Genomic DNA, 14,897 nt, shown 5'->3' with positions numbered 1-14,897 from the left:
GGACTACCGCACCCGCACCGTCAGCGTCGAGGAGCGGCTCGGAGCGACGCGCTCGCTGCCGAGGTAGCGCACGTCGTACCGGTGCGTGCCCTTCGCAGTGGCCTTGAGCCGCACCGACGCACGTCCCTTCACGAGCGGGACCGTGGCGACGACCTTGCCGGCGCGTCGGACCTGCACGCGGCCGGTCGGCACCACGCCCGGCGCCACGACGCGCGTCGCCAGGACGACGGTCTGACCGCGACGTACCGACGTGGACGACGCCGACACACGGGTGGTGGACGACGTGCGCGCGACGTCGACGGTGACGGGCGCGCTGGTGCTGGCGCCCGCGAGCGCGGACCCCGCGAAGCGTGCGGTCAGCGTGCGTCGTCCGGGCTCCAGGCCCGACAGGTCGACCGTGGCCGAGCCGGACTGCAGGGTGCCCGTCGCGACGACCTTCGCGCCGTCGAGCACCTCCACCTGGCCCGACGCGCTCGCGCCGGACACCGTCACCCGCGCCGTCGTCCGCGTGCCGAACGCCCAGCCGCGGGCGACGTCGATCGTCGTGGTCGTGGCGAGCGCGTCCGCGAACGCCTCGGTGGCGCGACCCAGACGCAGGAAGACGGTCTCCCCCGTCGCGTCCTTGAGGCCGTCGTTGTCGGTGACGCCGTAGAGCGAGCCGTCGGCGGCGATCGTGAAGCCCTCGAGCTTCTCCTGGACCCAGCCGTTCGGGGCCTTGAGCGCGGGCAGCACGTCGATCGCGAGCTTCTTGCCGAGCACGGGCAGGTCGCCGTCGAGGCCGGTGAGCCCCTGGACGTCCGAGGACACGTCGACCGTGTACACGCGCTTGACGCGCGCAGCCGGCCCGTTCAGCTTGTCGCGCTCCACGACGGCGAGCGTGTCGCCGTCGACCGCCGTGACCTCCGACAGCCCCATCCAGTCACCGGCGCCCTGACGGGGCGCGTTCAGCCGGTAGCCGAACCAGTGCCACGTGCCGTCGGCGACGTCGTACCGGCCGATCCGGGTGACGTCGGCGCCCTCGTAGGGGTCCAGGTCGGCCGCCGACGGGTCCTTCCACAGCGGGCGCTGCAGGACCGTCCAGACGTGCTCGCCGGCGGCGTCGTTCGTGGCCGTGACGCCCTCGAACCCCCACTTGCCGACGTGGGCCGCGACGTCCTGCGGCAGCGCGACCTTCTGCTGTACGACCCCGGCGGCGTCGGTGCGCACCAGCTGGTTGCCCGACCCGGTGGATCCCTCGGAGGCCAGCCAGAACCCGCCCTGCGGGCGCGCGAACAGGCCCTCGACGTCGAGCGTCAGCGGGCTGCCGCCCTCGGTCACCACGGTCTCGTCGGTGATCACGGCCGGCGCGCGGGACACGTCGACGCCGAAGATCCGGCCCTTCGTGAGCACGCTGTCCGACGCTGCGTAGACGCGCTGGGGGTCCGTCGGGTCGCCGCTGAGCGCGCCGAGCGCGGACCAGCCGATCGGCGCGCCGTCGCGTCCGTCGGCCGACTCGATGGTGGGGAACGCGGGAGCAGCGTCGCCCAGGCGGTACAGGGCGACCGAGGAGCGGACGCCGGTGCTCGGGCTGTCGACCTCGCTGGAGACCGCGAGCAGCCCGCGCGACGGGATCGGCAGGATGCCCTCCGGCCCGTTCGTCGTCGGCAGCGCCTGCAGGTACCGCGGCTTCGTGGGGTCGCTCAGGTCGTAGACCGCCACGACGTTCGACCGCTCCGAGCCGACGAACGCGTACCGCGTCCCGTCGATCGTCGCGAGGGACAGGCCCTCGAGCTCGATGCCCTTCTTCGCGGCGCGGTCCTCGTTGTGCAGGCCGAGGCGCACCGCCTCGCGCTCGAGCGTGTTGCCGGAGTCCCAGGCAACCGCACCGGTGCGGGCGTCGAAGACGGTCCAGCCGCGCGTCCCGCCCTTCCAGTCGCCCTCGTTGGCCGTCGCGACGTGCTGGTCGTCGACCCACCCGATCGCGTCGGGCTCGCGCGGCAGGTCGGTGATCGAGCCGGTCTGGTCGATCTGGCCGTCCTTCTTCGTGTCGATGCCGTTCACCGTCGAGCGGCCGGCGCTGAACACCTTGGTGACCGAGGCGCTCGCGAGGTCGACCAGCGCGACCGCGTTGTTCTCCTGCAGCGTCACGGCCGCCTGGCCGGCGCCGTTGATGCTGACGTACTCCGGCTCCGGGTCGGTCGCCGCGACCACGCCCGCCTCGGCGAACGACGGCAGGGCGGACCCGTCGGCCTGCGTCAGCGGCACCTTCGTGGCCGACCAGTCGCCCACCGGTCCCGAGAGGTCGAGCACCTGCAGGAAGCCGGCGGGCAGCTGCGGGAGGTCACCCTTGCTGCCGCCGCTCGGCTTGAGCTCCTCGTCGCGCTCGTTCTCGATCGCGACGATCCCACGGCTCCCGGAGACGTCGATCGAGTCGGGCTGGCCCCCGAGGTCGATGCTGCGCACCCGCCTGGCGTCGGCGAGCCGGACGACGTCGAGCCGGCCGCTCGGCTGCGTGAACGACTCGCTCGTGTTGACGACCACGAGCACGTAGCCGCCGTGCACCGCGACCGACGTCGGCTCGTCCTCGGCGTCACCGAGCTGGGCGAGCGACAGCGAGCCCGCCCCCCGCGGGTCGCCGGCGTCGCTGATGTCGAGGAAGCCGATGCGCTTGCCGACGGCGTCGGTGTAGACCAGCGTGTCGCCGTCGTCGGAGACGTCGGAGATCTCCGCGACCGTCTCCGACGACGACGGCAGGTCGGCGGGCAGGTTCTTGTACACGGGGTAGGTCGCCGTGCGCGTGAAGGCACGGTCCGCCTCGGCGGCGACGGACGGCGACGTGGCCGCGGGGACGGCCAGGGCCACGGCGGACGCCGCGAGGGCGGTGACCACGGTGACGGGACGACGAAGGTTCACGGGTGCTCCTGGTCGGGGGGAGGAGGATCGAGCGAAGACTGTCGGCGTCCGCGGAACGGACCTCGTCCCCGCGGTGAACGGCGCGCGAACCTAGGCTGGCGGGGTGGAGGCGCTGCTGGAGCTGGTGCGGACCCGCCAGCCGGCGTGCGGGCGCGTGCGGGTGGTCGCCGTCGACGGGCCCAGCGGGGCCGGCAAGTCCTCGCTCGCCGACGCGCTCGCCGACCGCACCGGCGCCCTGGTCGTGCGCACCGACGAGTTCGTGCCGGGGTGGACGGGGCTCGCGCGGATGCCGCCCGCGCTGGCCGACGGTCTGCTCGCGCCGCTCGCCCGCGACGAGACCGCCTGGCCACCCCGGTGGAGCTGGGTGCGGGACACGTGGGTGCGTGCGTTGCCCGTCGAGCCCGTGCCGCTGCTGGTCCTCGACGGGTGCGGCAGCGGGTCGAGGGTGCTGCGCCCGTTCCTCAGCGTGCTGGTCTGGGTCGAGGCCGACGTCGCGACACGTCAGCAACGTGCGTTGGCGCGCGACGGCGACACCTACGCGCCGTGGTGGGACGTCTGGGCCGACCAGGAGCGGCGGCTGTTCGCCGCCGAGGGCACCCGCACCGCCGCCGACCTCCTGGTCCGCACGGACGGGCCGCCCTCGGCGTCGGTCAGCTGAACCAGCCGCCCACGGTGTCCATCGCGCCCGAGACGCCGTCGGCGATGGCGCTGCCGGTGTCCTCGATCGCGTTCCAGCCCTCCTCCAGCGCGGCTCCGACGTCGGGGCCGTTCTCGAAGAGCGAGTCGATGGCTCCGTCGGCGAAGAGGCTGACGCCGGCACCGACGATGCCTCCGACGACCGTCCCCACGACGGGCACCGGGATCATGGTGCCGATGGCGGCACCGGCCGCGATGCCCGCGACCAGGCTGCCGCCCTGGGACACGATGATCTGCTCGGTGCTCTCACCCTCCTGGTAGTCGTTGTAGACGCCCAGGCCGACGCCGAGCGGGCCGAGGACCCGTCCGAGACCGCGCACGACCCGACTCGCGCCGGCCGCGCGCGCCTCGGCCGCGAGGTCGTCGGACTGGCGCAGCAGGTTCTCGGCGTCGCTGATGCGGCCCTCGACCGCGGCGACGTCGGCGGCCAGCCGTGCCTCGTTGAGCCGGTGGAAGAAGAAGAACCGGCGCTCCACGTACCGGTCGGGGTTGGCGCGGATGTCGTCGAGCGCCGTCTGCGCCTCGTCGAGCAGCTCCTGCGCACGGGTCAGCAGCGGGCCCTGGCGTGCGGCCAGCTGCGCCGCGAGCGACGCCGCCGCGCCGTCGCCGATGATGTCGGCGACGCTGACGATCCAGGACGCGTGCTGCGTCGGCGTGTAGATGTCCTGCAGCTTCTCGCAGGCGGTGTTGTAGACACGGTCGACGCGGTCCGCCTCCGACGCCGCGGCGTTGTAGGCCCGGATCAGGTCCTGGTGGTCGTTGTAGGCCTCGACCCGCTGGTCGTGGGCGGCCACCTCGGCCTCGGTCCCCGTGAAGTCGTCCGGCGGTCGCTCCGGGCCGGGTCCGGGGTCGACCACGACGAATCCGTTGACCTCGAGCTTCGCCGCCCGAGCCTCCTCGCGCACGCTCGCCATGTCGGACTGGCAGGTGCGCAGCTTCTCGGCGAACTCCTCGAGGTCGGTGGCCATGTCGGTCACGGCCGTCTCGAGCCCGTCGGTGCTGTCGCGGGCCGTGTTCATCAGCCCGGCGAGCTCGTCGCCCGCCTCGCAGCGCCACGAACCCTGGGCGTCGCGGCGGACGTCGCTCGCGGCGTCGGCCGCGTCCCCGATCTTGGGCGCGAGGCTGCTCTTCAGCCAGGTGGCTGCACCCTCGATGCTGGTCGGGCTGCCCTCGATCTCGGTGTCGACGCTCATCGCTGCATCACGTCGTCGATCTCGGAGAACGTGGCCTCGGCGTCCGCGTCGGCACGTTGGTAGTACTGCCGCGCCTGCAGGATCGCGTCGGCGGTGGCGCCGAGGGAGGAGGAGACGTTGCCGGCGCTGTCCGTCACCTGGGCCAGCATGGCGGCGATGATCGGCGCCATCGGTCCGGCATCGACGTTCTTGGGGACGGAGCCGCTGAGGCCGTCGAGTCCGTCGGAGGCCTCCTCCAGAGTGGTCGCCATCGTCGAGAGGACCGCCAGGTCGACGTCGATGCTCATCGCGCGCCGTCCTCGGGGCGGTCGTCGAAGCCGGGGTCGATGTCGACGAACAGCGCGTCGTAGGGCGTGTCGTCGTGCACCTTCTGCAGGGCAGGCACGTCGCACAGGATCCAGGGGTTGCCGCGACGGTAGAAGTCGTCGAGGCGGTCAGGCGCGGAGTAGGTGTAGAGCGCCGTGCGACCGTCCTCCAGGTGGTGCATCAGCACGCGCCGCTGGGCGGGGTCGTCCTCCCCCGTGGTCGGCACGTACACCACGGGCGGCATGGGACGTCGGGTGCTCGTCGCGTCGGTCGGCGTCGTCATCGGCTTCTCCAGGGTCGGTTCCGTCGAGAGGGTGTCGGTGCAGCGGTGGGCTCGGCGTCGAGCTGCAGCTCTGCGCGCAGCCAGGAGACCAGCTCGTCGGCGGTCGCGCCGAGGTGGCTCAGCTCGACGAGCAGCCGACGGTCGTCGAGTCGGCGGTCGCGCCGCCAGGGTCTCGGCGGCAGGTGACGCTCGGCGGTGCCGTCGTGCTCCACGAACACGAAGGCCCGGCCCGCGCGCACGTCGACCACCGCGGACCGCGGCACCCGCACCCGGCCGGCCACGCAGTCGTGGACGACGTGGTCGTCCGTGAGCCAGATCGCCTCGTTGCGACGCAGCCCGGCCAGCGCGAGGGCGGTGCGCACGAGGAGCCACAGTCCCACGGCGCCGACGAGCAGCGCCGGGACCGTCCAGCCGTCCCCGGTGGTGACTCCCAGGACCGTCAGGACGGCGGCGAGCACCACGAGGCCGGCATCGACGGCCAGGTCGAAGCGACGGGTCCAGGGCCACGCGACGAGTCCGCGAGCCGGCTCGTCGTCGACGTGGCCGTCCACGGCTCCCGGGAGCGACCGGGTGGCCAGGACGAGGACGGCGAGGCCGACGGTCAGCGCCACCGCGTACAGCGTGTAGCCGAGCAGAGCGTCCATCGGGGCGAGCCCGTCCTCGACGGCGGTGAGGACGACGGTGACGAGGAACGCCCCGCCGACCAGGATCGCCGCGCACAGGAGGAGGTCCGACGTCTTGTCGCGCAGCGTCCAGCGCCGCCCCCGTGGCTCGAGCATGGATCGATCCTAGGCCGTCTCACCGGGGTCGGTACTGGATGTGGTCGGGGTGGGTGTGGTGGATCTCGACGAACTGGATGGTGCGGTCTCGTCGGGTCCAGGCGCGGGTGAACGCGGTCTCGGCCTCGATGGTGCGGGTGGGTAGGTGCCAGTGGGCGTTGCCGTCCTGGTCGTGGGTGACGGTGAGGGCTCCGCGGGTCTTGAGGCCGTGGTGGGGTGGGCACCGGTGGTGCAGGTTCCCCGCTGCGGTGGGTCCGCGCTGCTGACCTGGTGGTTGTCCGGGTGGTGGGTCGGGGTCGTAGGGGATCTGGTGGTCGACGTCGCAGGCGGTGGCGGGTCGGGTGCAGCCGGGGACGTCGCAGGTCCCGTCGATGAGGTTCAACGCCCTGCGTAGGGGTTGGGTGGGGAAGCGGCCCAGCTCGGTCACGTCGAGGATGCCGCCGTTCTCATCGGTCAACAACCGCGAGAACAGGGTCCCCTCGGCGCTGGCGAGCTCGGCGAGCAGGCCAGGGTCGAGGACGTGCTGCCCGTCGGAGGAGACGCCCGGCTCACGGGAGAGGCCGAGCAGGGTGGCCAGGGAGACGGTGATGCCGACGTGGAAGCGGCCGCGACCCGACGTGCCCACCGGTACGTGATCGGCGGCAGTGTCGGTGGTGTCGGTCTTCCCACGCCTCTGCAGGAGGGTGTCGACGAGCGCGTCGGCGCGGGCCTGGGCCAGGGTCCGCTCATCGTCGGCGCTCTGGCTGCGGGAGGCCTTCGCGGCCAGGGTCAGGTCCCGGTCGATGAGGAGGGCCTCGGTGGTGGGGATGAGGGCCTGCAGCAGACTCATCCCGTCATCCAACGCGGTGATGGTGACGTTGCGGTCCTGTTGGGCGGCCTGGCGGCGCTCGATCGCGTGGTCGGGCTCGACCCGGATGAGGAACCGGCGCAGCCACCCCTTCAGCTGACCCAACGTGTGGGTCGTGGCGTAGGCGAGGACGGTCTCGTCCAACCGGGTCACGTTCTCCGGCGCATGCAGCTTCCAGGCGGTGGAGGCGATCTCGCGGGCCTTGGCCCGATCGACCTCACCGCGCAGGTGGCCAGCCCACACGGTCGGCAGGTCCACCACCAGGGTGCGGGTCGCCGAGACCAGGTTCGAGATCAGCGCGGTGGCCACGTGGAGCTCGATGGCGGCCTCCAGGATCGCGACCTGCCGGGCGTCCTCGACCTGACGAGCACTCAACCCTTGGGTGAGGGCGTCGGCGCGGCGGGTCTCCACGAACCGCAGCACCGCCCGAGCTTGCTCCGCCTCACCCGCCCACACCCGACGCGACGCGTGCAGCGCGTCGGCCAGGAGGGTGTCGGTCGGGCTCATAGTTCCAACCTAGAGACCCCCACCGACACCCCCCTCCAGCCCAGAAAACGCCTGCGGACAGTCGGGTTTCGGTCGGTTCGCGCTGGGCCGTTGCCGGGTGGTCTCGATACGTCAGGACGAGCTCGCTGGCGCTCGCCGTCCTGACTACTCGACCAGCGGAACGATTCGCTGGTCGAGTAGTCGGGCCTGGTGAGGTACGAGCCTGGGGCCGACGTATCGAGACCACCCCAAGCAAAAGCTGGGAGCCGGCCCGCGCTGAGCCGTTGCCGAGTGGTCTCGATATGTCAGCACGTGCTCGCTGGCGCTCGCCGTGCTGACTACTCGACCAGCGGGACGTCTCGCTGGCCGAGGGCGCGACGGGGCGGGTGGAGACGTGATTCGGCCCCGAGAGCGGACGACGAGACTCGAACTCGCAACATTCTGCTTGGAAGGCAGAGACTCTAACCAATTGAGCTACGTCCGCTCTCGGGGCCGAAGCGGGTCCATGATGCCACACCGCGTCGACCTGCGGCCGGGGCGGGGCTCGGTCAGTCCTGGCGTGCGACGAGCAGGACGGCGCGGTCGTCGTCCTTCGCGCGGACCCGGCCGAGGATCCGACCCGCAGCGCCCTCGACGCCTGCACGGAGGGCACGCGTCGCCGCCGTGCGCAGCCACGCGACGCCCTCCTCGACGCCCTGGTCGCGCGACTCGACGACGCCGTCGGTGTAGAAGAGCAGTGTCTCGCCCGGCTCCAGGCGGCCGTGCGTCTGTGTGAAGAGCGGGTGACGCATGATGCCGAGGGCCGTGCCACGGGCCTCGTCGATCGCCCACTCCCCCGTCGACGGGTGCCAGTGCAGCACGGGCGGGTGTCCGGCGCTGATGATGCCGTAGGAGCCGGTGCGCAGGTCGATGGAGACGTGCACCGCCGTCGCGAAGCCCTCCTCCCACTGCTGGCGCAGCAGGAAGTCGTTGGCGGCAGCGAACAGGGCCTGCGGCGGCAGGGCGCCGATCAGTCCGCCCAGCGCACCGGCGAGCTGCAGCGACTGCGTGCCCGCCGCGACGCCCTTGCCGCAGACGTCGACGAGGATCATCTCGAGCTCGACCTCGTCGGCCGACAGGTTCGCGACCATGAAGTCGCCGGAGAAGTGCACGCCGCCCGCGGTGAGCATCGCCGACTCCGAGTACCAGCCGCTCGGCAGCGGGGGCACCTTGCCCTGGGCGTGGAGCCGGTCGCGCAGGTCGACGAGCATGGCCTCGCCCAGCGGTCCGGGGAGGCCGCTGCGCCGGCGCCGCGCCTCCCAGAGCTGGATGCCGGCGACCGTCGCCATCATCACGAGGGAGCTGACCCGGCTGGTCGTGATGCCCTCACGCACGTACTGCACCGACACGGTGATCGTGACCAGGAGGACGATGACCCCGACGAGCGCCAGCAACGGCTGGAACCGCAGGGTGATGCTGCCGATCAGCAACGGGATGACGAACGTGAGCGCCGGGAACACCGCGTAGTTGGTGAGCGAGAGCGCGAAGATCACGAGGCAGACGACCAGCAGCACGGCGAGGACGGCGACCTGTCCCTCGCGGGTGCCCGTCTGCCAGCGGACGACGCGGTCGTCCACGTACCGGCCCAGGCGCATCCGCGCATGGCTCACACGTGACCTCACCGGCCGAGCGTACCCGCGCGCTGGCACGTGGGGCACCAGAACAGGTTGCGGGCCGCGAGCTCCTGCTTGCGGACCGAGTCGCCGCAGACGTAGCAGGCGCGACCGTCGCGCCGGTACACGTAGACCTCCCCGCCGTGGTCGTCACGACGTGGCGCTCGACCCATGACGTCGGGACCGTGCTCGACGTGCACGGTGTCGATGCGACCCTTGCGCACGCCCTCGCGCATCAAGGCGATCAGGTCGGCCCACATCGCGTCCCAGAACGGCTCGGGCAGCTCCCTGCCCGGCAGGAACGGGTCGATGCCGTTGCGGAACAGCACCTCCGCCCGGTACACGTTGCCGACCCCCGCGACCACCGACTGGTCCATGAGCAGGGTGGCGATCGGCGCCCGCGAGCGGTGGATGCGCGCCCACGCGCGGCCCGGGTCGGCGTCGTCACGCAGGGGGTCGGGCCCGAGCCGCGACAGCAGCGCGTCGACCTCGTCGGGCAGCAGCAGCGTGCAGGCCGTCGGGCCCCTCAGGTCGCCCGTCCGGGTCGGCCACTCGGCCGGTCCGACGAGCCGCCACCGCACCTGGCCGGTGACCTCGGGCACCTCGCCCTCCGGGTGCTTGCGGACCCGGAACTTGCCGAACAGCCCGAGGTGCACGTGCACCTGCTCGGCCAGGCCGTCGAACCGGACCAGCAGGTGCTTGCCCCACGCGTCGGCCGACACGAGCGTCAGCCCGTCGATGCGCGCGGCACCCTCCTCGAAGCGGCCCTGGGGGCTGCTGGAGGTGACCCGGTCGCCGGCGAACGCGTCGTCGACGCGCTGGGCGAGCCGGTGGATGGTGTGACCCTCAGGCACCGTGGCGCCCTGCGGGTCGAGAGGTCGGGACGGACCCCTGGGTCACCCGAAGCCGCCGGTGGTCTCGTACGTGCCGAGCAGGTCGATCCGACGCTGGTGACGCTCCGCACCGCTGAAGGGCGTCGTCAGGAAGGTCTCGATGATCTCGACCGCCTCCTCGAACGTGTGCATGCGACCGCCGACGGACACCACCTGCGCGTCGTTGTGCTCACGGGCGAGCCGCGCGGTCTCGACGCTCCAGGCGAGCGCGGCGCGGATGCCGCGCACCTTGTTCGCGGCCATCTGCTCGCCGTTGCCGGAGCCGCCGATGACGACGCCGAGCGACCCGGGCTCGTCGGCGACGGCCTGCGCGGCCGCGACGCAGAACGGCGGGTAGTCGTCCTCCGCGTCGTACTCGTAGGCGCCGTGGTCGACGGGCTCGTACCCGTGGTCGGTCAGCCAGGCGGCGAGACGGTCCTTCAGCTCGAGTCCGGCATGGTCGGTTCCCAGGTGCACGCGCATGCCGCCAGTGTCCCAGAACCGGGGCCGCGGCGGTCGTCCGCCCGTCAGGGCGTGCGGGGCGACGCGCGGGCGGCGTCGAGCCACGCGCCGACGGCGGTGACCGTGCTCCGCGCCGCGTCGAAGACCTCCGGCTGGCGCCAGAAGGAGTGGACCATGCCCAGCGCGCGGTGCGCCACCACGGGGACGCCCGCGTCGGCAAGCGCCGCCGCGTACGCCTCGCCCTGGTCGCGCAGCACGTCGTGCTCGCACGTGACCACGACGACGGGCGGGTGGTCGGCGAGGTTCGTCGCCCGGGCCACGCTGACGTCGGGCCGGTCGGCGACGTCGTCGGCCGCGTAGGCGTCCCACATCCACGTCATCGACGCCAGGTCGAGCGCCGCGTTCTCGAGGGCGGGGTCGAGCGGGGCGCGCCGGTCGGTGACCGGGTACAGCAGCACCTGGTGGTCGAGCAGGCGCGGGTCGCGCACGCACAGCCCCGCCACCAGGTTGGCGCCCGCGGAGTCGCCGATGCCGGGGACCCAGGTCGTGTCGACGTCGAGCGAGTCGCCGTGCGCGCGCAGCCACCGCGCCGCCCGCTCCACGTCGTCGAGCGGCGCCGGGTAGGGGTGCTCCGGGGCGAGCCGGTAGTCGACCGCCAGCAGGGCCCAGCCCGTCGCGTCGGCCAGGTACCGGCAGAACGAGTCGTGGGTCTCGAGGTCGTGCAGCACCCACCCGCCGCCGTGCACGTACAGCGCCACGGGCGCGCCCGCCGCCGGCCGGTACAGGCGGCACGGCACGCCGTCGGCGTCGACGTCGGCCACGTGGTCGACCTCGGTCCCGACCGGCGCCGCCAGCGCCGCCTCGCGCGACACCGCCCGCATCGTGCGGACCAGCTCGACGTCGAGCGGCGTGTCGTCGACGCCGAGCGCGTCGAGGTAGGCACGGGCCTGCGGGTGCAGCGTCATGGCGTCAGCCTAAGGGGGGCATTCGGCAGCCCGCGCGGCTGCAGCCGCAGGCGTGCGGGGGTCTGGACGCTCACCAGGTCTCGATACAGTCCGACGCCTTCGGCGTGCACTACTCGTCCGTCACGCCTACGCCCTCGATGCGACGGCTCCACGTGCCCGAACCGCTCGGGCGCCAGGGCGCCCTCGGGTTCAGTCAAAGATCGGGTCGCGGTCGCGGGTGCGCTTCAGCTCGTAGAAGCCGTCGTACCCCGCGAGCAGCCGCGCGCCGTCGAACACGCGACCGGCGTCCTCGCCCTTCGGGGCCGGCGACAGCACCGGACCGAAGAAGGCCGTGCCACCGACCGAGATGACCGGCGTGCCGACCTCCTGGCCCACCCGCTCGATGCCGTCCTGGTGCGAGGCGCGCACCGCGTCGTCCAACGACGTGTCGTCGGCCGCGGCGGCCAGCTCGGTCGGCAGGCCGATCTGCTCCAGCACCTCGACGTAGAGGTCGTGCGTGAAGTCGCGGCCGCCCGGGTGACGCGCCGTGCCGATGGCCGTGTAGAACTCGCGCAGCTTCTCCTGCCCGTGCTGCTGCTCCACCGCGATGGCCAGCCGCACCGGGCCCCACCCGCGCTGGATCATCTCCTTGTACTCCTCGGGGACGTCCTTGTCCTCGTTGAGCACCGAGAGGCTCATGACGTGGAAGACGGTGTGCACGTCACGCACCTGCTCCACCTCGAGCATCCAGCGGGACGTCATCCAGGCCCAGGGGCACAGCGGATCGAACCAGAAGTCGACGGTCTCGACGGTCTGCGACTCAGTCATGCACGCGTCAACCGCGCGCGACGCGTCACCATTCCCCGCGATCGCCTCCCCGCCCCCGGGATCTCACAGTCGTCCGCGCCGCACCGTGCGGACGGTGTTACCCCGACCTGACACGAGACGCGCACGACGCGAAACACGCCGTCCCTAACGTCGGCGACGACCACGGGCCGAGCAGCGGCCCGCGCAGGAACCGAGCGAGGCAGTCCATGACGATCGAGATCGACACCCCGCGTCCCACCGCGACGGCGCCCGCCGCCGACGCGACCGTCCCGCCCCGGCGGCGCACCGGCCGCTGGATCGACCACTGGGACCCCGAGGACACCGCGTTCTGGGAGTCGAGCGGCAAGCGCGTCGCCCGCCGCAACCTGGCGTGGTCGATCTTCGCCGAGCACCTCGGGTTCTCCGTCTGGCTGCTCTGGAGCGTCACCGCCACCTTCCTCGCCTCGGCCGGCTTCGCCTTCACGCCCCAGCAGCTGTTCTGGCTCGTCGCGGCACCGAACCTCGTCGGCTCGCTCATCCGACTCCCCTACACGTTCGCCGTGCCCCGCTTCGGCGCACGCAACTGGACCGTGGTCAGCGCGCTGCTGCTCCTCGTGCCGACCGCGCTCTTCGCGTTCTTCGTGCAGCGACCGGACACCCCCTACTGGGTGTTCATCGTCATCGCGGCCACGGCGGGCGTCGGCGGCGGCAACTTCGCGTCGTCGATGGCGAGCATCAACTTCTTCTACCCGGCGAGCCGCAAGGGCACGGCGCTCGGCCTCAACGCCGCCGGCGGCAACCTGGGCGTCTCGCTCGTGCAGCTGTTCCTGCCGGTGATCGTCGGCGGCGCCGGGCTCTTCGGGCTGGTGGCGGCGAGCGGCTCGATCCACCTCGAGCGCGCGGCGTACGTGTGGGGCGGCCTCGCCCTGGTGGCCGCGGCAGGCGCCTTCTTCTTCATGAACAACCTCGCGGTCGCCTCGTCGCGGCCCCGCGAGCAGCTGCGCGTCGTCCGCTACCGGCACACGTGGATCATGGCGTTCCTCTACATCGGCACGTTCGGCTCGTTCATCGGCTTCTCCGCCGCCATGCCCCTGCTCATCAAGATCAACTTCTTCAACCAGCCCACGCCCGACGTCGTCGGCATCGGTGTCAACGTCGCGTCGTTCGCGTTCCTGGGGGCGCTGGTCGGCTCGATCACGCGACCGTTCGGCGGCTGGCTCGCCGACCGGTTCGGCGGTGCGCGGGTGACGGTGCTCTCCTTCGCGATGATGACGATCGGCACGCTCGCCGTGCTGGTGACGCTCACCCGGCTGACGCCCGTCCCGAAGGTCGACCCGACGACCGTCGACCCCGCGACGTTCACCTACCCCGACGCCGTCCGCACCGCCGTCGAGTCGAACGAGCAGGTCTTCTGGTTCTTCCTCGCCGCCTTCCTGTTCGTCTTCGCCGCGTCGGGCATGGGCAACGGCTCGACGTACCGCATGATCCCGATCATCTGGAAGGTGCGCGCCGAGGCGGCCGGCCCCGAGGGGTCGCCCGAGCGGGGCGCGGCGCTCGTCCAGGCCACCCGCGAGGCGTCGGCCGTGCTCGGCATCGTCGGTGCCATCGGCGCGATCGGCGGGTTCCTCATCCCCATGACCTTCGGCGCCCCGTGGATCGACGACCCGGTCGCCGCGGTGCGCAGCGCGTTCGCCGTGTTCGCCGGGTTCTACGTGGTGTGCCTGCTCGTCACCTGGGCGGTGTACCTGCGGCCCGGGTCGGCGATGTCCCGCGCCCGGGTCTGAGGTGCTCGTGACCCACGACCAGGTCGCGCAGGTCCCGACGACCGACTCCCACTGCCCGTACTGCGCGCTGCAGTGCGCGCAACGGCTCGGCGGCCACCCGGTGGCCGCTGAGCCGCGGGACTTCCCCACCAACCGCGGCGGCCTCTGCCAGAAGGGGTGGACGTCGGGCGACCTGCTGCGCACCCCCGACCGGCTCACGCAGCCGCTGCGTCGCACCGCCGACGGGCTCGTCCCGACCACGTGGGACGACGCGCTCGACGACATCGCGGCACGGGTGCAGGCGCTGCGCGCGGCGCACGGACCCGACGCGGTGGCGGTGTTCGGCGGCGGCGGGCTCACCAACGAGAAGGCGTACCAGCTCGGCAAGTTCGCGCGGCTGGCGCTGCGCACGCGTCTGGTCGACTACAACGGGCGGTTCTGCATGGCGTCGGCCGCGGCGGCCGCCAACCGCAGCCTCGGCGTCGACCGCGGCCTGCCGTTCCCGCTGACCGACCTCGACGACGCCGACGCGGTGCTGCTGCTGGGCAGCAACCTGGCCGACACGATGCCACCGTCCGTGCAGCACCTCGCAGGACCACGCTCCCGGGGCGGCCTCGTCGTCGTCGACCCACGGCGTTCGGCGACCGCACGGCTCTGCGACGACGGCGCGGGCACGCACCTGCAACCCCTGCCGGGCACCGACCTCGTCCTCCTGCTCGGCCTGCTGCACGTGGTGCTCGGCGAGGGGCTCGCCGACGTGACGTACCTGGACGAGCGCGTCGACGGCGTCGAGGACGTGCGCCGCTCGGTCGCGGCGTGGTGGCCCGAGCGGGTCGAGACGGTGACGGGCGTGCCGGCGGGCCAGCTGCGCAGCGTGGCGCAACGGCTCGCCGACGCATCGCCGCACCGCGGCGG

14 protein-coding genes and 1 tRNA gene are annotated in these 14,897 nt (G+C 72.6%); 3 read left to right on the top strand and 12 right to left on the bottom strand.

Annotated features, from left to right (window positions below):
- Window positions 1–3: 3 nt before the first annotated feature.
- Window positions 4–2,892: an esterase-like activity of phytase family protein gene (locus NH339_RS18845; protein ID WP_253024410.1), complete on the bottom strand. Its 2,889-nt coding sequence runs from the start codon at window positions 2,890–2,892 to the stop codon at window positions 4–6.
- Between the two features lie 103 nt (window positions 2,893–2,995).
- Here NH339_RS18845 and NH339_RS08640 point away from each other — a divergent pair, with 103 nt between their 5' ends.
- Window positions 2,996–3,550: a (d)CMP kinase gene (locus tag NH339_RS08640; protein WP_253024408.1), complete on the top strand. Its 555-nt coding sequence runs from the start codon at window positions 2,996–2,998 to the stop codon at window positions 3,548–3,550.
- On the opposite strand, the gene NH339_RS08635 is transcribed toward NH339_RS08640, so the two are convergent.
- The 11 genes from NH339_RS08635 to NH339_RS08585 all read right to left on the bottom strand — a co-directional run bounded on the left by NH339_RS08635 (window position 3,543) and on the right by NH339_RS08585 (window position 12,240).
- Window positions 3,543–4,781 carry a hypothetical protein gene (locus tag NH339_RS08635; protein WP_253024406.1) on the bottom strand — a complete coding sequence of 413 codons (1,239 nt, stop codon included), beginning with the start codon at window positions 4,779–4,781 and terminating at the stop codon, window positions 3,543–3,545. The two genes, NH339_RS08640 and NH339_RS08635, sit on opposite strands and share 8 nt — an antisense overlap.
- Window positions 4,778–5,068, bottom strand: a complete 291-nt coding sequence (locus NH339_RS08630; protein WP_253024404.1) for a hypothetical protein — start codon at window positions 5,066–5,068, stop codon at window positions 4,778–4,780. The genes NH339_RS08635 and NH339_RS08630 overlap by 4 nt, the downstream gene beginning before the upstream one ends.
- On the bottom strand, window positions 5,065–5,370 hold the full coding sequence (locus NH339_RS08625; RefSeq protein ID WP_253024402.1) for an SAV_915 family protein: 306 nt from the start codon (window positions 5,368–5,370) through the stop codon (window positions 5,065–5,067). Before NH339_RS08625 ends, NH339_RS08630 begins: the two co-directional genes overlap by 4 nt.
- Window positions 5,367–6,149 (bottom strand): hypothetical protein, encoded by a 783-nt coding sequence (locus NH339_RS08620; RefSeq protein WP_253024400.1) that lies wholly within the window; start codon window positions 6,147–6,149, stop codon window positions 5,367–5,369. Before NH339_RS08620 ends, NH339_RS08625 begins: the two co-directional genes overlap by 4 nt.
- 19 nt (window positions 6,150–6,168) lie before the next feature.
- The gene (locus NH339_RS08615) at window positions 6,169–7,503 is read right to left on the bottom strand and encodes a DUF222 domain-containing protein (protein ID WP_253024398.1); all 1,335 of its coding nucleotides are present in this window, start codon (window positions 7,501–7,503) and stop codon (window positions 6,169–6,171) included.
- A gap of 389 nt (window positions 7,504–7,892) precedes the next feature.
- Window positions 7,893–7,966: transfer RNA gene (locus NH339_RS08610), tRNA-Gly, on the bottom strand.
- Between the two features lie 64 nt (window positions 7,967–8,030).
- A complete protein-coding gene (locus NH339_RS18840) occupies window positions 8,031–9,143 on the bottom strand; it encodes a PP2C family protein-serine/threonine phosphatase (RefSeq protein WP_253024396.1) in 1,113 nt (370 codons plus the stop codon).
- Window positions 9,140–9,988 (bottom strand): Fpg/Nei family DNA glycosylase, encoded by an 849-nt coding sequence (locus tag NH339_RS08600; protein ID WP_253024394.1) that lies wholly within the window; start codon window positions 9,986–9,988, stop codon window positions 9,140–9,142. Before NH339_RS08600 ends, NH339_RS18840 begins: the two co-directional genes overlap by 4 nt.
- A 42-nt stretch (window positions 9,989–10,030) precedes the next feature.
- On the bottom strand, window positions 10,031–10,489 hold the full coding sequence (locus NH339_RS08595; RefSeq protein ID WP_253024392.1) for a ribose-5-phosphate isomerase: 459 nt from the start codon (window positions 10,487–10,489) through the stop codon (window positions 10,031–10,033).
- Window positions 10,490–10,533: 44 nt separating this feature from the next.
- On the bottom strand, window positions 10,534–11,433 hold the full coding sequence (locus NH339_RS08590; protein WP_253024390.1) for an alpha/beta hydrolase: 900 nt from the start codon (window positions 11,431–11,433) through the stop codon (window positions 10,534–10,536).
- A 189-nt stretch (window positions 11,434–11,622) separates the two neighbouring features.
- Window positions 11,623–12,240 carry a DsbA family protein gene (locus NH339_RS08585; protein ID WP_253024388.1) on the bottom strand — a complete coding sequence of 206 codons (618 nt, stop codon included), beginning with the start codon at window positions 12,238–12,240 and terminating at the stop codon, window positions 11,623–11,625.
- Between the two features lie 206 nt (window positions 12,241–12,446).
- Between NH339_RS08585 and NH339_RS08580 the strand changes: the two genes are divergently transcribed.
- Together NH339_RS08580 and NH339_RS08575 are read left to right on the top strand one after the other, a co-directional pair.
- Window positions 12,447–14,003 carry an MFS transporter gene (locus NH339_RS08580; RefSeq protein WP_253024386.1) on the top strand — a complete coding sequence of 519 codons (1,557 nt, stop codon included), beginning with the start codon at window positions 12,447–12,449 and terminating at the stop codon, window positions 14,001–14,003.
- Window positions 14,004–14,010: 7 nt separating this feature from the next.
- Window positions 14,011–14,897, top strand: an 887-nt coding sequence (locus NH339_RS08575; protein ID WP_253024384.1) for a molybdopterin oxidoreductase family protein, incomplete at its 3' end; no start/stop codon positions are given.

Source organism: Aeromicrobium sp. CnD17-E, from assembly GCF_024124745.1.
GTDB lineage: Bacteria > Actinomycetota > Actinomycetes > Propionibacteriales > Nocardioidaceae > Aeromicrobium.
This window is presented reverse-complemented; position numbering and strand designations above follow the sequence as displayed.